The following is a 21,520-nucleotide window of genomic DNA, read 5'->3' as shown; positions in this document are numbered from 1 at the left end:
TGTGAAGTTGCCAGTATTAAAATTTTTACGTTTCTTTAGAGATGGATTAAAATGATTAAAAAAGTCCATAACTAACCAATATGATAATTGATAATGTACCCTTAACACCAATAGAACCTAAAAGAAAGCCTAAGCTCTACGAATTACTTTATATTCAAGTCCTATTCGCCATAGCAATTGGTGTATCACTGGGACATTTTTATCCGGCTTTAGGAGAACAAATGAAGCCACTAGGTGATGGTTTCATACAATTGATTAAAATGATTATTGCTCCGGTTATTTTTATCACTGTCTCAACAGGTATCGCATCCATGAGTGACATGAAAAAAATTGGACGTGTTGCAGGTAAATCTTTCATTTACTTTATCACATTTTCAACATTAGCGTTAATAGTGGGACTAATCGTAAGCAATCTAGTGCAACCTGGTAAGGGATTGAATATAGATCCCACTACATTAGACTTCAATAGCGTTTCGGATTATGTGGCCAATGCGAGGGACTCAAGTTTGTTAAATTTTGTGTTAAATATAATCCCTCAAACACTCATAAGCCCCTTAACTGGTACCAATATATTACAAGTGTTGTTCACCGCGATCTTATTCGGTATAGGTATTTCGTTAACATCGGATAAAAGCAAGCCTGTTCTCGATTTTCTACACGCACTAGCGCATCCCATATTTAAGGTCGTCAGTATTTTAATGAAGTTGGCCCCTATTGGTGCTTTTGGCGCAATGGCTTTTACCATTGGGAGATACGGGTTAAGTTCTGTGGGTAATCTGATGATGCTAGTTGCTACATTTTATATTACTTCAGCGTTCTTTATAGCTGTCGTATTGGGGGGCGTAGCCAGATACAATGGATTTTCAATTTTCAAATTATTAAGATACCTCAAGGACGAATTATTATTGGTGTTAGCAACCAGTTCTTCAGAATCGGCCCTACCGTCCCTCATGCAGAAAATGGAAAAAGCAGGCTGTGCGAAATCAGTAGTTGGCTTGGTTGTTCCCACTGGCTACTCCTTTAATTTAGATGGTACGAATATATATATGACACTTGCAGCATTGTTTATTGCCCAGGCGTGTAATATTGATCTCAGCCTTGAACAACAAATCCTGTTGTTATTGGTCGCAATGCTGAGTTCCAAGGGAGCAGCAGGGGTCTCTGGAGCTGGCTTTATCACGCTAGCTGCTACATTAGCTGTTGTGCCAGAGGTGCCTATAGCAGGTATGACACTGATATTAGGTATAGATAAGTTTATGTCCGAATGTCGGGCGCTTACCAACTTGGTGGGTAACGCAGTGGCGACTGTTGTGGTAGCAAAATGGGAAAATCAACTAGATGCAGAACAACTTAATGCAACCTTGCATAAAGTATCGTAATTTCTCGACGCTCTCCATTAGGATACGATCTGATAAATCAACTGTAGATCTTGGATATAGATAGGGCGACTTAAAGCGTAGTTGATTAAAATAAGATTTTTTTGTATTTTGCATATCTACTATGTTAAAACGATTTATGAGACGATTAAACCAGAAAAAGAAGCTTTCTCACATTGGGTTGTTCCTTTCTTTTTTGTTCATTTCCTGTTTAACCTTTGGCCAACAAAACGCGATGATCAACGGTGATTTTCCGGATCCTACTGTGCTATACGCGGAGGGTAAATATTATAGTATTGGTACATCCAGTGAATGGGGGCCGCATTTTCCGATTTATACGTCTGAGGATTTGCTGAGTTGGAAGCAGACAGGCTTCGTTTTTTCATCACCTCCTGAATGGGCACAATCGGCGTTTTGGGCACCGGAATACCTTTATCATAACGGAATTTATTACGTCTATTATTCAGCAAAAAGAAAGAAAGATGGGGTCTCATGCATTGGTGTAGCAACTTCGCGTTACCCTGATCGCGATTTCGTAGATCATGGAATAGTGGTAGACTATGGTACGGAATCCATCGATGCTTTTGTGGTTAGAGAAGGTAACGAACTCTATATGACTTGGAAAGCGTACGGACTTGACGATCGACCTATAGAGTTGATTGGCAGTAGATTATCCGCCGATGGGTTTCGACTGGAAGGGGAACCATTCTCTTTGCTGTTGGATACTGCTGCTGTGGGGATAGAAGGGCAAAGCTTCCTAAAAAAAGACGGATATTATTATATGTTCTATTCGGCCGGAAACTGTTGCGGTGTGGAATGTGATTATCACGTACAAGCGGTACGCTCCAGAGCGCTTAAAGGTCCTTATGAGCGAATAGGTACGGAAGTTCTCCTCGGCGAAAATACGGACTGGAAATGCATGGGCCATGGTACATTTGTCGAGGGAAAGGACGAAAAAATGTACTACCTGTTTCACGGATACAATAAAGTAGGCGCCACCTATACCGGGAGGGAAGGGTTATTGGCCGAACTTCGATGGTCACCGTCGGGTGAACCTTCTTTCATGTTTATACCTGCCTCCAGTTTAAATAAGGAACACAATATACAGCTTGACCTCAGCGGTGATTCCAAGATAAATCCATATTGGCAATGGGATTTCCGGTATGCAAAACCGGAGTTCAGCTATATAGCACAGGGGCTTCGGCTAGGAGGGAGAATCCCGTCAGATAATCCGACAGGTATAGCATTAACATGGCGTCCAAATTCAGTAGTGTATGAATTGGGAGCCGTGGTAAATCTGATCAACAGCAGTGATGCCGCCCAAAAAGGCGTCGTTATTTATGGTGATAAAGATCGATCAATAGGTGTAGGAATTATCGGAAATAAGATACAATTTTGGTCGGTGAAAGATGGCAAGAAATCCCAGATCAAGCAGGAAGAACTTCCCAAAGCTTTAACAACATTAGAACTAAAACTGGAATTGAGCGCAGACTTACAATGTCGTGCATTTTATAAACGATCGTCCACTTGGGTTGAAATCGTGCCAGAGGACCGCGGACTTACACGTATTGGTGGTATTTCCCCGTGGGATAGAAGTCCTAGACCAGGGATTCATTTTCAAGGTACAGAAGATGAGAGTGCAGTGTTCCATCGTGTGTATTTAAATAATAAACCGTAACGCTACACGCATTTATATTAACCCATGAATTTACTGTAAACCACAATGATAATAATTTGGAATAAGATCCATATCCGTTTTTCCTTTCTTGGAGGAATATTACTGTTCGCGGTAATTTCTTCCATATCCTGTTCTACGCCTCAAAAGGTATTGTACGAACGAGAATTACAGCGTTTAGGAATAGCCTCAAAAGAAATTCTTTTTTCACACGTCGACGAATTCAATAATTATACTGACCGTCCAGAATCTGATGGCCCATTTAACGCATCTAATAATAAAGCTTTTTTACAGCAGAATATCCCTTTATTTGTTAGTTCGGATGATGCGATTACTAAAGTCTATAACTACCGTTGGTGGATGATCAGTAAACATTTGAAAGAATACAATGATCCGGAAGATCAACAAAATTACTGGGTTATTACGGAGTTCTTTGGAGTACCGGCTTGGGCCTCCCGAAGTGGCGCCATAACGTGTCCAGCAGGTCATCAATTTTACGATGTGAGGTGGTTGCGAGACCCTCAGTTTTTGAATTCCTATGCCGACTATTTTATGAAGGGATCTGCCTCTCGATTAAATCAACGGGAAAACGGCAACTTCCTCACATATTTAAGCCGTCCCGAAAGTCATCATTTTTCGAGCTGGATGATTGATGGCGTGGAAGCATTCTTAAAGATACATCCCAATACAGCCTGGCTTAATGATATATTGCCTCATTTGGAGGTACATCAACAGGTATGGGATAGTTTGTTTACTGTTCATAAACCCGACTCCAAAACAGCCGGCATGTACAAGATTTTGGATTTATATGACGGGATGGAGTTTAGCCTTTCAGCCGTTTTAGGATTGATTGAAAGTAAAGGCGCTTATGATGTCTATACACACGAAAATTGGAGAGATTATTATCTGGGGTGGGAAACAACGGACAAAGCAAGCCAATCTGTTCAAGCTAAACAATTTCCAAAGGCCTATCGTAAGGGGTATCCAAATTATTATTTGGTACGTCCGTCCGTTAACGCGTATGCTTATGCCAATATGCGGTCGCTTTCCAACTTGTATAAATTGGATGGCAATATGGCTCATGATGACGCCGTCCAAAAGAAGATAAAAATGTACGAATTACGGGCTCAAGCGTTACAGCAAAACGTTTTAAATGTTTTATGGAATGAGGAGGATCAGTTTTTTAATAGCTATAGTGCAGGCGATAACCAATTTGGAATAGGTGATTATGAGGCGAGGGTGCGGGAATCTGTAGGATATACGCCATGGTATTTTAATATGATCCCGCTTCAGGCTCATCATAAATATGAGAAGGCATGGGACATGTTTTCTTCACCTCAGGGATTTTACAACCAAATGGGAATGACGACTGCCGAAAGGCAACACCCTTATTATAACGAACAGGCATATGCTTGGAACGGACGTGGTTGGCCATTTCAGAACTCAATCGTATATAAAGCTTATGCAAACTACCTGCGTCATTATAAAAAAGAGATACGTGAGACAGATAAGAATTTATTATATGATTATATCCAAAAGCTGAGCCATATGCATGGTACAGCACAGTTAAATATTGGCGAATGGTATATTCCCAGTTACGGCGAAGCGTTTGGAGGACAGCAGGACTATTTCCATTCTAACTTTCCAGATATTATCATTGAGGATCTTTTAGGATTTAAGGCGTCTCATGAGAATAAATTCACCATAGAACCTTTATTGCCCGAGAATAAGTGGGATTACTTTTTCTTAGGTAATTTGCGTTATCATCACCATGATGTCGATATTATCTGGAAGAAGGATTGGGATCCGCAACAAGCAGGCAATCAAAGTATGCTTTGCGTGTGGGTCGATAAAAAAATAGTCGGTAAGAGCCCGAAGCTTAGCAGCAAGCTAGTAATAGATTTAAAAGATTAATAGGGCATAAATTCTCTTTCAAAAACAGTATATAAAGACCCCATGGATTAAAAAATCCAACGCTTAACCACGAATTGTACGCCTGTAAATGTTCAACATAGATATAACATATTTTGATGTCATATTTATTTGTTAAAAAACAACTACTTTGCTCGAATTGTTAATCATGTACCATACCGTCAATCGCATTTATCATGATATGGTGATCAATAAATTTGTTTTTCTTGTCCTATGAGAAGTGGTATAACGAAGAAATGCCGTAAATTGCGATTTATAATGCAGATGCTTTGCGACTGAAGCAGCAGAAGCATACTAATTACTGCGTTTACGAACCTACGAAGTAACTGCTTAAATATGAATCCTGAAATTCAAACCTACAACGACAAACAGACTCCTGAACACAAAGCAATCTGTGATTTGCTAATGCAGGAAATCTCTACCCAACTCTCAGAGGCTGAAAATAGAATTTGGCATGCACATCCTGTTTGGTTTCTAAACGGAAATCCGATTGTGGGCTACAGCAAGCAGAAAGCGGGAATAAGACTGATGTTTTGGAGCGGTGCTGATTTTGAAGAAGAAAATCTGCATGTAAAAGGGGGGAAATTCAAAGACGCCTCTGCTTTTTATAACTTAGTTTCCGATATCGAAATAAGTGATTTAAAACGCTGGCTCGAAAAATCTCGTGCTATTCAGTGGGATTATAAAAACATATTCAAAAGAAAAGGAGTTTTAGAAAAACTACAATAGAGGTATAGGTGGAAGAGAATTAGTATGTAGCAACAACGTCTAACACAATGCTCGGGTTAGATACACGATGATAGGTTTCCTGAAAAATAAAATATGGACAAAATAGATCAATGGACAAAAGAATTAGAGAAGCTCAAATCTGTTCTTGAAAAAGCCAATCTTGACGTAACTGTCAAATGGGGAGTAGAAGTTTATACATACAACGGAAAGAATATTGTAAGCTATGGGGGATTCAAACATTTTTTTACACTTTGGTTTTACAATGGGGTGTTTCTCGAAGATAAGTATGATGTTTTAATTAATGCACAGGAAGGTAAAACGAAATCGTTAAGACAGTGGAGATTTACGTCGATAGATGAAATTGATGAAAAGAAAATTTTAGCCTATATTACAGAAGCCATTTTAATTGCGGAAAAAGGTCTGCGGGTAAAACCTCAAAAGCATCAGCCAGTTCCAGTTCCCTGGTTATTAACCGAGGCGCTGAATCAAGACAAGGATCTTAACGACGCGTTTAAACAACTGACCTCAGGGAAACAAAAAGAGTATAGTATATATATTGATGAAGCCAAGCAGGAAGCGACTAAAATAGGGCGTGTTGAAAAAATAAAACCACTGATATTGCGACGTATCGGGTTGAATGACAAATACAAATAAGCGATGACAAAAAACAAAACCATAGAAACTGATGAAGACGTCGTAGAGTTTATCCATTCTTTTGCGAATAACGAAGAAAAGCGAAGAGATAGTTTCGAGCTTTTAAAGCTAATGAAGGATTGTTCGGGTTACGAACCGAAAATTTGTGGCCCTTCTATTATTGGATTTGGAAATTATCACTACAAATATGAAAGCGGGCACGAAGGTGATGCCCCACTTATTGGCTTTTCTCCGAGAAAGGCAGCAATTTCTATGTACGTTTTTACCGGACTAGCAGAACATACCCATTTGCTTAAAGATCTCGGAAAGTTTAAAAGGGGGAAAGCCTGTATTTATGTTAGAAAATTATCCGACATCGATCAAGCCGTTTTGAAAACACTGATAAAAGAAACCATTGATTTTTTAAAGTCAAAATATGGAAATAACTGTTGTCAAGGTAGTTCTACGTAAAAATGCAGTACCCAAACCCATGAACACGATTATGATTTACTTATCCAGTTAAATAGACCGATCTTCAATCTTTTCCAAAGAACCCAACTTTATAACGCATCGAATTCCATGCGTGATCCGGATTAGCTTTAAAGGCATCAATAAACTGACTATCTTTGTCTAGGTAATACAGCCCTACATATCCTCTAAGCATAATGGCAATAAACTAGTTGTCACTTCTTTTCAATACGGGATAAGCAGTGGCTTCGTTTTCGTTATTCGATGTTGAGAAAAAACAGCCTAATCTTATTCAGACTACACCTCGTTAGCCACCTTTGCAAACTTATTTCTATACTCAATAGGAGTAAGCCCCGTGATCTTTTTAAATAAATCTCTAAATGCTTTCGTGTCCGTATAACCTACGTCAAACATGATTTCTGTAACGTTCTTTCTGGACGCTTCAAAAAAGCTCTTGGCAGCTTCTATTCTTACCCTTTGTATATACTCTATCGGCGTATTGTTTGTCGCCTCTTTAAATCTTCTTTCAAATGTTCGACGACCCGTGTTAATTAACGTTGCTAAGTTTTCTATTGTTATTTTATCCTCATAGTGCTTCTCAATGTACTCTTGTACGTTTTTAATGTCAGCATCTCCGTGATTTCTTTGGCCTTTAAATATAGCGAATTGCGATTGGCTGTCTCTTCCAATATCTAATGCAAAATACTTCGAAATCAATACTGCAGTTTCTCTATCAGCAAACTTTTCCACCAGGTATAATATTAAATTCCATAAGCTGCTTGCCCCACCACTGCTGTAAATATTATCGTGTTCTGTTATTATTGCTCCATCTTCAACTTCCACGTCGGGGTATTTTTCTCTAAACTCATTGATATACGCCCAATGTGTAGAGCATTTTTTACCATCTAGTAAACCCGTTTCGGCCAAAAGAAAAGCGCCGATACACAAACTGGCAAGACTTGAACCTTTTTCGTGCAATTTTTTGAAGTAAGGTATCGCTGCAGCGTTGGCCTGGATTCCTTTGGTAATGTCACCAAAGGTAGGTGGTATGATTAGTAAGTCTGTTTCGGCTACATCTTTGAGCAATCTCTCAGTTCTTATGGTGTACTCGCCGTTGTTAGCGGGTACGTATTCTCTTAAGCCAACATATTCAACCTCAAAAATGGGTTTTTTACCAAATGCGGTTAAAAAGTCATTTGCGGTATGAAAGGTTCTGAAAGGGGGAGTAACGGCTTCAATTACCCCGTACTCAGGTACAAAAACTGAAATTTTCATCGTTTCTTTATTTATCAATGATGCCTCTCATTGGCATCAATGAGCTCGCAAGCTCAGTTTAATCCTTGCCGCTGCGGGCTTTTGTAAAAGCGTGATGGTTTACATATCAACCATCGATACTAACCGCAAGATAAAAAATAGTTTTGTCATAATTCACCCCTAAACTTGTCGTTTTTACAATAGACAGAATTTTACACACTCTCGTATCTTTGAATAGTAGATTTTAATAAAACAAGTTAAATCAATAACCATGGCACAAGTAACAAGAATTACGGTAGAAGCAACGATAAATGCACCCGTAGCAAAAGTTTGGAACATTTGGAATACACCTAGTGACATTATTCAATGGAACAGCCCTGATCCGAGTTGGCATACCCCAAGTAGCGAAAATGATCTGAGAATAGGCGGTAAATTCAAAAATAGAATGGAAGCCAAAGATGGCAGTTTTGGTTTTGACTTTGCAGGCGTTTACGATCAAGTAGAACTTCATAAAGAAATCACGTACACCATGGGTGACGGAAGAAAGGCTACCACGCTGTTTACAGAACAAGATGGAAAGACCAAGGTAGAAACTATATTTGATGCCGAAACGGAAAACGAGCCAGAGATGCAGAAACAAGGGTGGCAAGCTATCTTGGACAATTTTGCAAAATACACCGAGTCAAACAATTAACATAACAATTATGTATAAATGATATGAGAAAGAATAAAACGATCTTTTGGGCAGCAACTAGTATTATAATACTTTGGGAAGGAATAATGCCCCTCAGCACCATGCTATTTACACCGGAATATGTCAATATGGGTACAAAACCGCTGGGCTATCCCGACTACTTTGCCTATGCATTGATTGTCTTTAAAGTATTGGGCGTATTCGCGATTTCATACCCTAAAATACCGGATAAGTTAAAAGAATGGGCCTATGCGGGGCTTACATTTAATTTAATCTTTGCATTCATCAGTCACGCCTATGTCGATCAAAATATAGGGTTTATGTTGTTGCCACTCGTGGTGTTAGGTATTCTTGCAGTTTCCTATATCTATAATAGAAAAATGAAGACTAATGGCTAAGGCTAATTATAGCACTCGGAAGTAACGCGTAAATAATTGATTCATCACCATTTAAATTTTAATAAAATGAAAAATAACTCTGTTTCTTTACATCGGATAATTAATGCAAACCCCGAAAAGGTATTCCGGGCATTTGCAGACCCAGTAGCACATGCATGGTGGTTGCCACCTTATGGCTTTTTATGTACCGTACAACAAATGGATTTTGAGGTTGGGGGAAGGTTTAAGATGACTTTTTCAAATTTCAGCACAGGGAATGGACATTCTTTTGGCGGAGAATATCTTGAAATAAAACCCAACGAACTTATTAAATATACAGATAGGTTTGACGATCCCGGTTTGCCCGGAGAGATGACTACAACTATACAGCTAAATAAAGTCTCGTGTGGTACCGAACTTAAGGTGCTACAAGAAGGGATTCCTGATATAATACCGGCCGAAATGTGCTATCTAGGTTGGCAAGAATCGTTAGAGAAATTGATAAAGCTTGTACAACCAGAAATTCCCGACGCTTAATTTCGTCTACTATGATTGAGCATCGTAATCATAAAGTAATCAATGCTGTTTTCATCACATTTTCTGGTAACTGTAAGAAGGCACTCACATTTTACCAGAGTTGCTTTGGTGGTACGTTGCAATTTGAAACTTTTGGAGAAGACCTGCAAGGCTATACCGAAACGCCTGTCGTTAATGGATCGTTAGTATCTGATAAGTTAATTATCCATGGTTCCGACCTGGTACACAACGAAGGAAGGAAAATCGGGAACTATATTTCCATTTTCCTACATTGTGAAAATACCAGCGACAGAAAAGAGTTAATTAAAAAACTTGAATTTAATCCGAAGACTGTTTTTGCGAAGAATTTTGATGACCAGAAGCTAATTGAAGTAACAGATGCTTTTGACGTGAGGTGGCTATTGAGCGTTTAGCGGTAACAGCCACTTCACGTCATCTCAAAAAATGCACTGGTTTATGCCCATGTTGTTGCCGCTTTCCTTAGTTGGCTCTACTTTTGATTTCCTTGCTACTCTCTTCTAGGTTCTTATCTTCAATTTTTTTACCTTTTGAGATCGTGTATGTCAGCGAGACACCGAACACCTGTGTGGGTCTTTTCTGATAGAAGTTAATAGATGTTCCATTTCTTGCTGTCCATTCCCTTTCCCGGGCAGTATTGAAAATATCATTCCAGTGCAGGGTAATTTTTCCTTTATCCTTTGCGATCCTTTTAGATAGTGCCAAAGAAGAATAGAATTGATCTGCAAATTTGGTGTTCGCCGCAATAGTCGGGGAGGCGTAGCCCAAATATAAGGAGCTATCGAGCCACTTCTTAATTTTGAAGGATTGAAACACACTCGCTTCCCAAGTCCGTTGCGATAGGTCTATGCCATCGATTTTAAAGTTTGTTTTATACCACGTTGCATTGAATTGTCCAGACCACCAAGTGTAAATTTTCCAAGGTGTAAAGAAATTGGCTCCGTAATCTACGCTATGATCAAAATTTCTAGACTGATAAGCCAGTATTTTATTGTCTATTGTTTCGGTGAATAAGGCAATTTTGTCTACATTATAGGCAAAAAAAAGGTCTGTTGTGGCACCATTTTTAAATTGAAAGCCAGTCTGTACCCGATGCGTAAACTCGGGTGTCAATGCGGCATTTCCTGCAATAAAATAAAGTCATCAATCTGCAAGGTATACGGATTTAGATCTTTAAAAGAAGGCCTTCGTATCCGTTTTGCATAGTTCAAAAAGAGTGCATTCTTACTATCACCCAATTCATGCAATAGAAAAACAGAAGGGAAAAAATTAAGGTAGTTTTGCGGAACCCGTTCCCCCGAAGTGATGGACAGCGCATTCACATCGGTGTATTCTGTCCGCAGGCCAGCCTTCACCGACGATTTGTTTCTTTTGTAATTGATTGCTGCATAACCCATGAAGAGTCGCTCGTTATACGTAAACTCGTTACTTAGTCCTTCATCTTTTATCCAGGCATTCCCAATTAAGTTGTTACGTAATACCTCATTATTTCGTTCTGTAGTAATGAATTTTAATCCTGCGAGCCAGTTCAATCCTGATTCATAATATTGTGTCCAATCCGATTGCACACTGATGATCTGCGTATTGTTGGGGGAATAATTAACATATTGTTGATTTTCACCCGTATTGAAATCCGTTAGGATGTAATTGTTTTCTTCCCGATGGTTATTGGATACGAAATCCGCTAACAGTTTTAACGACGAACCTAATGAATCACGTTTCCAGTTGTAGTTCAGTGTCGAGCTGAACTGGGTTGGATCAGTAAGCCAGTTGTTCGAAGTCTGCTTATAAAGCGTATCATTTGCCCTAAAGTGGGTGTTATCGGTGTAAAAATTCTGATCCGTATTGTTTTTATTAATGAGTGCTTGAAACCCCAAACTCTGGTTATCTTGGATGTCATAAACCGCAGTCAATCGCGCGTTGTAACTTTTGCTTTCCCGAAAGCGATCTGTTAAGCTATGGTAGGTGCTATTATCGGCATACGTCACATCGTTTGTTGCTATGATGTATTCATCATTCCGTAAATAACCGATTACACCTGTCAAGTAGAGATTTGATTTCTTAAAATCCATAATTGTCCCCACGTTGTAATACGGATCCTTAACTTGTTGGAGATAGCGAGCCATTAAGTTTGCCCTGAATCCATCTAAGCCATTTTTTCGAAGGACGATCCGTATGATACCAGCGGTACCAGCCGCCTCATATTCGGCAGCGGGATTGGGGATAATTTCGATTTTACTGATGCTTTCAGAGGGTAGGTTCCGTAAATATTCGGCCAGTTGATCGGCCGACATCCGTTGCACGATATCATTGATCATAACCTGCACACCTTGATTGCCTCGAATACGTATATTACCGTTAGGATCAACCCAAAGCCCCGGAGAACGCTGTAAAATTTCCAATGTAGAAAGTCCGCTTTCTAACGGAGAACCCTCGACATTCACAATTAATCGATCCGCAACCCTTTCAAAAGGGTTCTTTAAGGCCTTAACGGATACAGCCTCTAGCCGTATTTGTGATACGGATAAAACAATATGGTTTAGCTGCTCTTCATCAGGGTATACAAATCGGATCGTTTTTGGTACATGGCTCATCGAGGAAACCTGGATCGTATACGTCGTTGCGGGTTTGAGTGGCTCCTTTAGTACAAAACTTCCGTCTTGCGCTGTACTGGAAACAGAAATTAATCGGTCTCCCTGAAACAGTCTAAGCGAAGCAAACTCGACAGCGATGCCCGTCGAATCCGTAATGCGCCCCGAAATTTCAGCCTTTGGTTGTTGCAACGCGTTAACTGGATAAATAGCGATTATCTTATCACCCATATTTTTATAGGTCAGTCCAGTCTCATTCAAACTCTGATCCAAGAGAATACGGAAATCAATTTCTTCCCCTACACTATGGTAGTACATTTCATCCGTCACCACTTCATCACTGTAGAACATAATGATCCCGATCTGTGTTTGAATTAGTTCCAATATCTCCTTTATTGCAAATTTACCCTTCGTCAGCCGTACCGATTTTTGCTGTCCGTAGCAGCAAAGCATTGTGCCCAATAACACCACTAATGTGAAAGCTCTTTTCATCTGTATTATCGGATAACGAGCACTGAATCCTGACGTTCATATTCAAAAGGATATGTCGTTTTTAACGCGTCCAAAAATTCCTGTAAAGACATCCTATATAACACACCGCTAAACCTCTTTTGCTGTAGCTCCTTATTCTCAAAAGAAATTTTTATACTATATATTTCTTGTATTTTTTTAGCCAAATCAATAAACCGTTGGCTTTTAAACACGATACTATCCCGAAATTGGTTTTGGTTGTCAATACGTTCACCCGCAGACATTTGACTAACCTTCACATCACTAATGTGTTGGTTAGTAGACTTCCAACTTACCTTTTGATTGGGAAGTATTTGTAGCGTCTTTTCAGACGAATTCATTGGCCTCAACTCTACTACGCCGTCAAATAAGCTAAGCTCATTTTGATCCGACACAGGATCCTGTATGATGGCAAAGGAAGTTCCTTTTACCACAACTTCCCAATTATTTAAATAGACAAGCATGGGAATATTGGTATTCTTTACCACGTCGAATCTAGCATTACCTATTAACTTAGATTGTCGTTGTTGCTGGCCAAAATCAGCATTCACGAAAAGAGTCGCATTTTTATCCAATGTCACCGTCGTGCCGTCTGTCATCGAAACAAAGGATTTGTTTGAACCACTGTGAATTTCCGTAAAGGAAGTTAATCCTATCGTAGTCGGATTAAGCTCGTCCTTCCCAACATACAAAATTGCAAATAATAGCATGCAAGCCACAGCACTGAAGCTGGCAAATTTAACTATACGCGACTTTTTGTACGTTGCCATCTTCTTCGGCGACGGAACTTCTCCGAGCTTCATCCATAGTTTTTGCAGATTCGCCTGTTGATCTTGATCTACGGTCAGTTCTTGGTGTTCAACGTACGCAATAAGATTATCTGCTACGCGTTTATAATCCACCTGTTGATGCAGATATAGATCGTAATCGATCTGTTCCTGCTGACCAAGTCCAGTTGATATCTTTTTCGAAAGTAATATTAAAAATTCCTCTTTGTTCATAACCAATAATTTTTTTGAACCGTTTAGATAAAAAAGAATAGTAGGCGATTATTCCTTTTCTTCTGTGTAGGATTTTTACCTAAATAGACCTCAATAAGCTGAGCCAGTTGCTTTACCGCTTTATAAAGTTGGTTTTCTACCGTTCTGATCGAAATGTTCAAGAGCTCCGCTACGTCCTTGTGTTTTAAGCCTTGATCCTTGACAAGTCTGAAGATAATTTTTCGTTGCTCTGGTAGTGCTTCGACCATCGCGTCCAGCAACGTAAACAATTCTTTGTTCTCCATAATATCCGACGGACTTTCAAAGAGGTTGACGGCTAAGTCATTGCTTTCTAATTCCACTGTTCTTAGGAAATTATTTTTATCTTCACGAAGCTTATTTAGGCAGATATTTTTCAACGCCTTAAAAATATACATTTTAGGATTAGCTATTGAATGTAGATTCTCCCGTCTGGTCCAAAGCTTCATGAATACATCCGACGTGGCTTCTTCGGCTAGTTCCTCCGATTTTAAAATGATAAAGGCATATTGCTTTAAGGTGCGAAAAGAACTTTGATGTAAACGGGTGAATGCATTTCGATCAGCATTTGCAATGGCTTCAAAAAGCTCCTTCATATTCAAATCGTTTATGTTCATGTAGACACCTTTATTAATTTAGCTCTCTTTTAAGTTCTTCCATCGCCAATCTTACTTTTTGATGTTTTTCAATCAATTGCTGTGCTTTTGTGGTAGAACATCCTGTTTCTTCTACTAAAATACGCATAGCCCTAGCTCTGAGTTTATCATTGCTTAATTGCATGTCGACCATTTTGTTTCCCATCACTTTCCCCAAGCGTATCATCGCTGTTGTGCTGATCATGTTTAATACCATTTTCTGTGCAGTGCCGGCTTTCATACGTGTTGAACCGGTTAGAAATTCAGCACCAGTATGAATCGCTATAGGGTAGGACGAAGCTTGAGCTATAGGTGAGTTGGCATTACAAACAATACAGCCCGTTAAGATACCATTTTGCTTGGCGTATTTCAATGTTTTTAATACATACGGTGTTGTACCTGATGCCGATATGCCGATCAAAAAATCATTAGAAGTTATCTGTAAGCCCGTGAGCGTTTCCCATCCCGCATTTACATTATCTTCGGCATTTTCTACTGCATTGCGAATCGCTTGATCACCACCGGCGATGATGGCCTGCACTATTTCTTTGTTCACCCCGAACGTAGGAGGACATTCGGAAGCATCTAAAATTCCGAGCCGGCCACTTGTGCCTGCACCGACATAAAATAACCGTCCGCCTTGTGCTAAGTTGTAAACTAGCCTGTCAACTAGATGATGGATAGCAGTAATACAATCTGCAACGGCTGAAGCAACACGTTGATCCTCATGGTTGATTGCTTTCAATATATCTTCCGTCGACAACTGATCTAGATTGTTATACGCCGACTCTTGCTCGGTATGTAATATCATATGCATGCTTTAAACATAAAGACACTTTTTTCAAAAAAACTACTCACTGCTTTTAAAAATAATTTTTTGTGGAACTGATCCCACCTAACCGCGTGTAGTTATAACTGGTTTACCGCGGCGCTACAACCTTAAATTAGAACGTTAGAATACGTATTGTGATCTTTTATCTTAAGGCCCTTATCCATGTATAGTAGCCTTTCGCATCTAACGCCTTAATATCCTGTTTAAAGTCGGCGAATAATGTTGTAATTAAATTTGAACCATATGAGATTATACAAGTAGTTATTGGTCAGTAGTTTCAAAAAATGCTTTTTTTGAAACTACTTTTAATGGAAATGAACAAAAAGAAGAAAAGGTTGTTCTTAATACATTATGATATAAGATTGAATCGCTCGATCTAGTTAATAGATTATTTACCGATTTTATCTAGTTAAAAACCAAAATATAAACATATGTTTCGCTTCAAAATTTTGCAAGAGGAAACCTGGATACTCGTTTCTCGAACATACGCCTATCGGCGTACCTTATCGTATCAGTATGATGTTACTGATTCTACCTTTAATCACACCTATCTCTTGGCCGCACCGCCAAGTTTAGCTGCCCAGTAGAGTAATAAATAAATAAATTAAAATCATCAATTCTAACATGTATGAAAAATAAATTGCTTGTACAAGGCGTTTTGACGCTGACACTGCTCCTAACATCCATGATTGGCTTTGCCCAGATAAAAACGCTGACCGGCAGCGTGGTCGACGATGCAGGAAACCCTTTAATAGGAGCTACGATAAGAATCAAGGGAAGTACCTCCGCTACGACTACTGGGGATAAAGGCACCTTTTCAATAGACGTACCTGCTAACGCCACATCGTTAGAAGTATCGTTTATTGGTTATGAAACGAAGGAAGAATCTATTGTCGGTAGCGATATGATCATCCAACTTCAGCCAGACGCTGACCAAGGTTTAGACGAAGTGGTTGTTATTGGTTACGGCACTGCTAGAAAAAGAGATCTTACCGGCTCGCTGGTAACGATAGGTGTAAAAAATTTCAATAAAGGTCTCATGACGAGTCCCGATCAGTTGATCCAAGGTAAAACACCCGGCGTGATGGTGATTAATAATACCGGTCAACCGGGTGGCGCTACGACTGTTCGCATCCGCGGTAACTCGTCCATTCGCGCGAGTAATAATCCATTATTTGTATTGGATGGTGTTCCGATGTCGGGTAATTCGCCTTTGCCAGAAGGCCGTGGAGGCTTCTCCTCAGATAGAGGGAATCCACTGACTTATTTAAATCCGAGTGATATCGCCAGTATGGACATCCTAAAAGATGCATCGGCAACAGCTATCTATGGTTCAAGAGGGGCCAACGGTGTGGTGATCATTACCACCAAAAAAGGGCAGATCGGATCTCCACAGATTGCTGTAGGTGCTTCGACAGGGATTTCGAGTATGCGCGAATATCCAGATGTATTGAATGCCGCTAGGTTTAGGGAAGCTCTAGACTATTATACACCTACTGAAGCTGCCGATGCAGATTTTGGAGGCAATGAAGATGCATTTAGGGCTATTACCCAGAACGCAGTCACACAGAACTACTACGGTGATGTTTCGGGAGGTACCGAGCACGGGAAGTATCGTTTATCCGGTGGTTACTTAAATCAACACGGTATCATTCGAAGTTCGCAATTAAAAAAATATACGGCCAACTTTACCGGCAATTTTCGCTTTTTAGAAAGCAAAAAACTAGGACTTGATTTCTCGGTATTTCTTACACAACTGAATAACAGATATGCACCGATAAATGCCATGGTAGGTTCGGAAGGGAATGTAATCTCTCAGGCACTCCAATGGAACCCTACACGAACCATACGGGACGAGCAGGGCAACCTGACTTTTGTTAGTAGTACGACCCGTAACCCCTTAACAAGTATCGAGGCATTTAAAGATCAGGCAGTAACAAACACGATGGTGGTAAATGTAGCGCCATATTATAAGATTACAGATGATCTGGAGTATCGTTTCATCTATAGTGCCATGCGGCAGACAGGTAGCCGTGAAGGAATGTACCGAGCGGGTCTCATCGATCCCTCCGCATCTGAAAATGAGCAGGCCTTTATTTCGAATAACGGCGAAACTAATCTGCAAATGACCCATATGCTCTCCTACAACAAGCAGGTTAGCCCAGATTGGAACATAAACGCAGTTGTCGGTTATGAATATCTGGATTACAATTACAATAATAATATCTCTTTTGGCGGTGGATTTAACTTTATGGGGCTCGATTACTTCGATTATATGCAGTACTCACAGGTTTCTACCCGAGAGCTTGCCTCCTATAGAAGTCCGACCAATCAGTTGCAATCACTTTTCGCACGCGGTGGTTTCAATTATTTGGATCGTTATTTATTTACAGCTACCGTAAGGAGGGATGGTTCAACTAAATTTGGTGAAAATAACAAATATGCAACATTTCCTTCAGTGGCTGTGGCTTGGAATATTGCCGAAGAAGAATTTTTCAAGTCGAACGCCAGTTTCAATCAATTGAAATTAAGATTGGGTTGGGGTAAAACCGGTAATCAAGAATTCCCTTCAGGTGCATCCTTGAACAGATTTGTTTTTGCTAACCAAAGTGTTAGCCAGGCCAATTATGGTAATGATGATCTCAAGTGGGAAACTTCAACCACCGTTAACTTGGGTATTGACTTTGCCGTGTTAAACAATCGCCTTTATGGTTCGATCGATTATTTCAATAAAAAGACAACTGATGCACTTTTTGAACAAACCCTTGCTCAACCCGCACCTGCCGGTCGGATCTGGGTAAATCTGGACGGTGAAATTGTCAACAAAGGAATTGAAATTGCTTTAACGGGCACTATCGTTCAGAACGACAACTGGACATGGGATCTTACCGGTAACGCTACTTTCCTCAAAAACAGCGTAAGCGGCTTAGTGGGTTACTACGAGACCGGAGCTTTAAGAGGACAAGGGTTCTCAGGTGTATTGGGACAACGAATGGTAAATGATCAACCGTTGAATGTTTGGTATTTAGCTTCATATGAGGGCATAGATCCGCAGACAGGTATGAGTATGTATCTGGGGCAAGATGGAAGCATTAGCAGCGCCAACGATCCAGCTATCAACAAATTTTATATGAATAGCCCTAATCCGACGACCTTACTGGGGATTTCCACAAATGTCAATTACAAAAAAATCGCTCTCGCGGCCAATATGAATGGAGCTATGGGACATTATCTTTTTAATAATACCGCGGCCACCACGCTTGGATTAAGTAATCTGTCTTCTAGAAACATCGGCTCTTCTTTCTTTAATACCGATGTGAAGGAATCTACCTCTAATTCGGCAGCGCCGTCTACACGGTTTCTCGAAAAAGGTGACTATCTGAAGATGGCCAACCTTACCTTAAGTTACAATGTGGGTAATATCGGAAATACACTTAAAAATTTCAATGTTTCAGTTACAGGACAGAACCTTTTTATCATTACGAAATATACAGGTTTCGATCCTGAAGTCAATACAGACGGTGCCAACAATGGCATTCCTTCGTTGGGTATTGAATATTTGCCTTATCCACCATCGAGAAATATCCTGTTAGGAGTAAATTTCTCACTGTAATTGTACAAGAAAATGTCATCGGATTGATAACAATAAAAAAATAAACAGATGAAATTAAGATCATTATTATATATTACAATAGTTAGCTCGCTTGTTGCGGCTACATACTCCTGTACGAAGCTGAACGAAGAGTTTAGGGGCGAGTTGGAAGAGGGTACATCGAATATAGACCCTGCGGCTTTATTAATCACAGCATATAATTCGTTAAATACACCCTATCAGCAGGAGCAACGCTGGGTAATGCAGGAAGTGTCAACAGATGCAGCAATGGCTCCCACCCGTGGGGGCGACTGGGATGACAATGGTATGCACAGGGCAATTCATCTCCATACTTGGAATGCTGACAACGGTTATATGAACAATACTTTTGTTAGTCTAGGTACCGCTATATATAATGCCGCCAATGTGTTGCGTTATAATCCCAGTGCACAACAAGGAGCAGAAGCACGATTTATACGGGCTTTGACGATGTTTGATATGCTGGATCTATATGGCGTCGTACCTATCAGAGAGGGGGCCTCCATGGAAGATTTCCGAATAGCACCTGAAGTGTTGGAGCCGGAGGCCGCCATAGATTACATGGTAAAAGATCTGAATGAAATCATGAGTAGTCTACCTGCAAATGGACCTAAACAGGCCTATATTGCCAATAGAAATGCGGCAAAGGTGTTGCTTATGAAAATCTACCTGAACAAAGGCACATTTTTGAATAGGCAATCCCCCACATTTGAGGCAGAAGATATGAACCAAGTTATTACCCTTGCCAATGAAATTACGGCTACAGATGTTTATGATGTATCGACGACGGGAAAGTATTTCGATAATTTCGCACCAGACAATGACGAAAATTCAACCGAAAATATCTATACGCTTTATAATGAAAATGGTGAGCGAGGTGGTAATGTGGATAGAACATGGAATACCATTGCGCACTACAACATGAGACCTGGAGGATGGAATGGTTGGTGCACATTGTCAGATTATTACGATAAGTTTACAGCTGATGACGAAAGGAGAGGTATCTATTATGAATATTCTGCGGATACAACGTCAAACCGAACCAAGAAATATCATCGGCAGAATGTAGGTTTCTTTGCCGGACAGCAGTACGATTGGACCACCAACGAACCACTTAAGGCTCGGAACCCGGCCAATGCCTCTTTACTTTTTACAAGGGAGGTTACTATTCGCACGTCTGGTGCTACACTGGAAACCGCGGGTATCCGACCCATGAAATATGCTTTTGATTACGGTGTTGTCGGTCAGAGAAATAACGATTGGGTGGTATATCGCTATGCTGACGTGTTGCTCATGCAGGCAGAAGCGATATTAAGAGGCGGTAGCGGTACAGCATCCGACGCTCTTGATCTGGTAAATAGTATTCGAATCAATCGTGGCGTTACTGCTTTTACTTCTTTAACACTCGATAATCTGTTAGACGAGCGCGCCCGCGAATTGTACTGGGAGGGTTGGAGAAGGCAGGACCTGATCCGCTTTGGTAAATTTTTGCAAGCTTGGCAGGAAAAACCTGCTTCGGACCCAAAGGTCCTCGTATATCCAATACCGAGCCAACAAATCGCCGTCAATCCTAATCTAACGCAGCATACGGGCTATTAAGTAATTTAATTTTATGCGTAAGACTGTCTCGAAACTTATGGGGACAGTCTTACTAAAGCATCACGCTAAGTGAAATTTTTTTTGGACGCTTAGTGTAAAAAGAAATTCACACCGCTCGCTTAGGAATATGGTTTTTCTCTAACAATTTTCTAATTCTTTATTTTGCATTTTTTCTTGCAACGGCAATTATAATTTGCAGTTAAAGATACTAGTATTCTACTTTAGGTTTACCATTCTCGCAGGTTATCCCCCTAGCGGGCTTGCCGTTTTCCACAGGGCAGTCAAGGGTCGTATCCAAATGTGTTTTTGCAGCATATAAGTGACTGTATTCTTCCATTTTTTTACCAAACTCCCAGAAATTGTTAGTCTGTGTGAATACGATGGACACAAATTCGCAGTCTTTGCGTATAGTCGCTACGTGCCATTTACTAGCATCGTCGCAAGTAACATCGTCGAAGAATTCCGTTATTTCCGTAAATAGGAGATTTAAGCGTTCGTTGATTTCATCTAAATCTAAATCAATCGCATTTGCAACCTTTACCTTGCCATCGATACAGCGCAATCCGAAATGTGGCGGAAGGCTTACAGGACTGGTATCATGGCGTTCAGGACCGTTATATGCTTTATGTGCTCTTGTCTGAAGATCTCGGGCTTCCCCTAAAAGTTTTTGATACGCAGGTTCGAAGCTCGGATGTACGGGGACGTAGGTATAATAGAGTGTGTCAACACGCCATTCGTCGAGATTGCTACAGGGATGGTCTCGTGTCAGTTTTACAGCCTCTTGAATCTTCAGATCGGCAAGCCTTGAAAACTCTTCATAGGATTCCCCACCTTTATCGCAACCAGAAAATAAAAAAATAGAAAGTAAAGTAACGGAAAATAATATTTTTCTTCGTTTCATAATGTAAATTATAATTGTATAACATTTATCCATTGTGTAACGTTTACCGGTGGATGCTGCTACAGTATTCATTAACTTTTAATCACCTCGTCTTGAAATTACGAAAATA

General features: G+C 40.1%; 20 protein-coding genes. 12 read left to right on the top strand and 8 right to left on the bottom strand.

The window, feature by feature from the left end; genetic code table 11:
* The first annotated feature begins 80 nt into the window (after positions 1-80).
* The 6 genes from C4F40_RS07545 (at position 81) to C4F40_RS07520 (ending at position 6,816) form a co-directional block, all read left to right on the top strand.
* A complete protein-coding gene (locus tag C4F40_RS07545) occupies positions 81-1,379 on the top strand; it encodes a dicarboxylate/amino acid:cation symporter (protein ID WP_196938730.1) in 1,299 nt (432 codons plus the stop codon).
* Positions 1,380-1,515: 136 nt separating this feature from the next.
* The gene (locus C4F40_RS07540) at positions 1,516-3,054 is read left to right on the top strand and encodes a glycoside hydrolase family 43 protein (RefSeq protein ID WP_196938729.1); all 1,539 of its coding nucleotides are present in this window, start codon (positions 1,516-1,518) and stop codon (positions 3,052-3,054) included.
* Positions 3,055-3,099: 45 nt separating this feature from the next.
* Positions 3,100-4,965, top strand: coding sequence for an MGH1-like glycoside hydrolase domain-containing protein (locus C4F40_RS07535; protein WP_196938728.1), 1,866 nt, complete (start codon positions 3,100-3,102; stop codon positions 4,963-4,965).
* A gap of 354 nt (positions 4,966-5,319) precedes the next feature.
* Positions 5,320-5,712 carry a DUF1801 domain-containing protein gene (locus tag C4F40_RS07530; RefSeq protein WP_196938727.1) on the top strand — a complete coding sequence of 131 codons (393 nt, stop codon included), beginning with the start codon at positions 5,320-5,322 and terminating at the stop codon, positions 5,710-5,712.
* Between the two features lie 93 nt (positions 5,713-5,805).
* Complete coding sequence (locus tag C4F40_RS07525; RefSeq protein ID WP_196938726.1) at positions 5,806-6,366, top strand: YdeI/OmpD-associated family protein; 561 nt, start codon at positions 5,806-5,808, stop codon at positions 6,364-6,366.
* A gap of 3 nt (positions 6,367-6,369) precedes the next feature.
* Complete coding sequence (locus C4F40_RS07520) at positions 6,370-6,816, top strand: DUF1801 domain-containing protein (protein WP_196938725.1); 447 nt, start codon at positions 6,370-6,372, stop codon at positions 6,814-6,816.
* Between the two features lie 64 nt (positions 6,817-6,880).
* Here C4F40_RS07520 and C4F40_RS21680 read toward each other — a convergent pair whose 3' ends face one another.
* Complete coding sequence (locus C4F40_RS21680; RefSeq protein ID WP_262894809.1) at positions 6,881-7,009, bottom strand: hypothetical protein; 129 nt, start codon at positions 7,007-7,009, stop codon at positions 6,881-6,883.
* A gap of 101 nt (positions 7,010-7,110) precedes the next feature.
* Entirely contained in the window at positions 7,111-8,088 is a 978-nt protein-coding gene (locus C4F40_RS07515) for a GlxA family transcriptional regulator (protein WP_196938724.1), read from the bottom strand.
* 250 nt (positions 8,089-8,338) lie between these two features.
* Between C4F40_RS07515 and C4F40_RS07510 the strand changes: the two genes are divergently transcribed.
* The 4 genes from C4F40_RS07510 to C4F40_RS07495 all read left to right on the top strand — a co-directional run bounded on the left by C4F40_RS07510 (position 8,339) and on the right by C4F40_RS07495 (position 10,088).
* Positions 8,339-8,761 (top strand): SRPBCC family protein, encoded by a 423-nt coding sequence (locus C4F40_RS07510; RefSeq protein ID WP_196938723.1) that lies wholly within the window; start codon positions 8,339-8,341, stop codon positions 8,759-8,761.
* Positions 8,762-8,784: 23 nt separating this feature from the next.
* Positions 8,785-9,159, top strand: a complete 375-nt coding sequence (locus C4F40_RS07505; protein WP_196938722.1) for a DoxX family protein — start codon at positions 8,785-8,787, stop codon at positions 9,157-9,159.
* Positions 9,160-9,225: 66 nt separating this feature from the next.
* Positions 9,226-9,675: an SRPBCC family protein gene (locus tag C4F40_RS07500; RefSeq protein WP_196938721.1), complete on the top strand. Its 450-nt coding sequence runs from the start codon at positions 9,226-9,228 to the stop codon at positions 9,673-9,675.
* Positions 9,676-9,686: 11 nt separating this feature from the next.
* Complete coding sequence (locus tag C4F40_RS07495) at positions 9,687-10,088, top strand: VOC family protein (RefSeq protein ID WP_196938720.1); 402 nt, start codon at positions 9,687-9,689, stop codon at positions 10,086-10,088.
* 67 nt (positions 10,089-10,155) lie between these two features.
* On the opposite strand, the gene C4F40_RS21675 is transcribed toward C4F40_RS07495, so the two are convergent.
* From C4F40_RS21675 to murQ, 5 genes are read right to left on the bottom strand one after another with little or no spacing between them, the layout of a single operon-like run.
* A complete protein-coding gene (locus tag C4F40_RS21675) occupies positions 10,156-10,806 on the bottom strand; it encodes an outer membrane beta-barrel protein (protein WP_196938719.1) in 651 nt (216 codons plus the stop codon).
* Complete coding sequence (locus C4F40_RS21670; RefSeq protein ID WP_196938718.1) at positions 10,803-12,776, bottom strand: outer membrane beta-barrel protein; 1,974 nt, start codon at positions 12,774-12,776, stop codon at positions 10,803-10,805. The genes C4F40_RS21675 and C4F40_RS21670 overlap by 4 nt, the downstream gene beginning before the upstream one ends.
* A 5-nt stretch (positions 12,777-12,781) precedes the next feature.
* On the bottom strand, positions 12,782-13,795 hold the full coding sequence (locus C4F40_RS07480) for a FecR family protein (protein ID WP_196938717.1): 1,014 nt from the start codon (positions 13,793-13,795) through the stop codon (positions 12,782-12,784).
* A 23-nt stretch (positions 13,796-13,818) separates the two neighbouring features.
* Positions 13,819-14,430, bottom strand: coding sequence for an RNA polymerase sigma-70 factor (locus C4F40_RS07475; protein WP_196938716.1), 612 nt, complete (start codon positions 14,428-14,430; stop codon positions 13,819-13,821).
* A 13-nt stretch (positions 14,431-14,443) separates the two neighbouring features.
* Positions 14,444-15,259: an N-acetylmuramic acid 6-phosphate etherase gene (gene murQ, locus C4F40_RS07470; RefSeq protein WP_196938715.1), complete on the bottom strand. Its 816-nt coding sequence runs from the start codon at positions 15,257-15,259 to the stop codon at positions 14,444-14,446.
* A gap of 649 nt (positions 15,260-15,908) precedes the next feature.
* Between murQ and C4F40_RS07465 the strand changes: the two genes are divergently transcribed.
* Together C4F40_RS07465 and C4F40_RS07460 are read left to right on the top strand one after the other, a co-directional pair.
* A complete protein-coding gene (locus C4F40_RS07465) occupies positions 15,909-18,893 on the top strand; it encodes a SusC/RagA family TonB-linked outer membrane protein (protein WP_196938714.1) in 2,985 nt (994 codons plus the stop codon).
* 48 nt (positions 18,894-18,941) lie between these two features.
* Positions 18,942-20,510, top strand: a complete 1,569-nt coding sequence (locus tag C4F40_RS07460) for a RagB/SusD family nutrient uptake outer membrane protein (RefSeq protein WP_196938713.1) — start codon at positions 18,942-18,944, stop codon at positions 20,508-20,510.
* 208 nt (positions 20,511-20,718) lie between these two features.
* Here the strand turns inward: C4F40_RS07460 and C4F40_RS07455 are convergent, their stop codons facing one another.
* A complete protein-coding gene (locus tag C4F40_RS07455) occupies positions 20,719-21,411 on the bottom strand; it encodes a hypothetical protein (protein WP_196938712.1) in 693 nt (230 codons plus the stop codon).
* Between the last annotated feature and the right edge of the window lie 109 nt (positions 21,412-21,520).

It is taken from the genome of Sphingobacterium pedocola, from assembly GCF_015209965.1.
Lineage (GTDB): Bacteria > Bacteroidota > Bacteroidia > Sphingobacteriales > Sphingobacteriaceae > Sphingobacterium > Sphingobacterium pedocola.
This window is presented reverse-complemented; position numbering and strand designations above follow the sequence as displayed.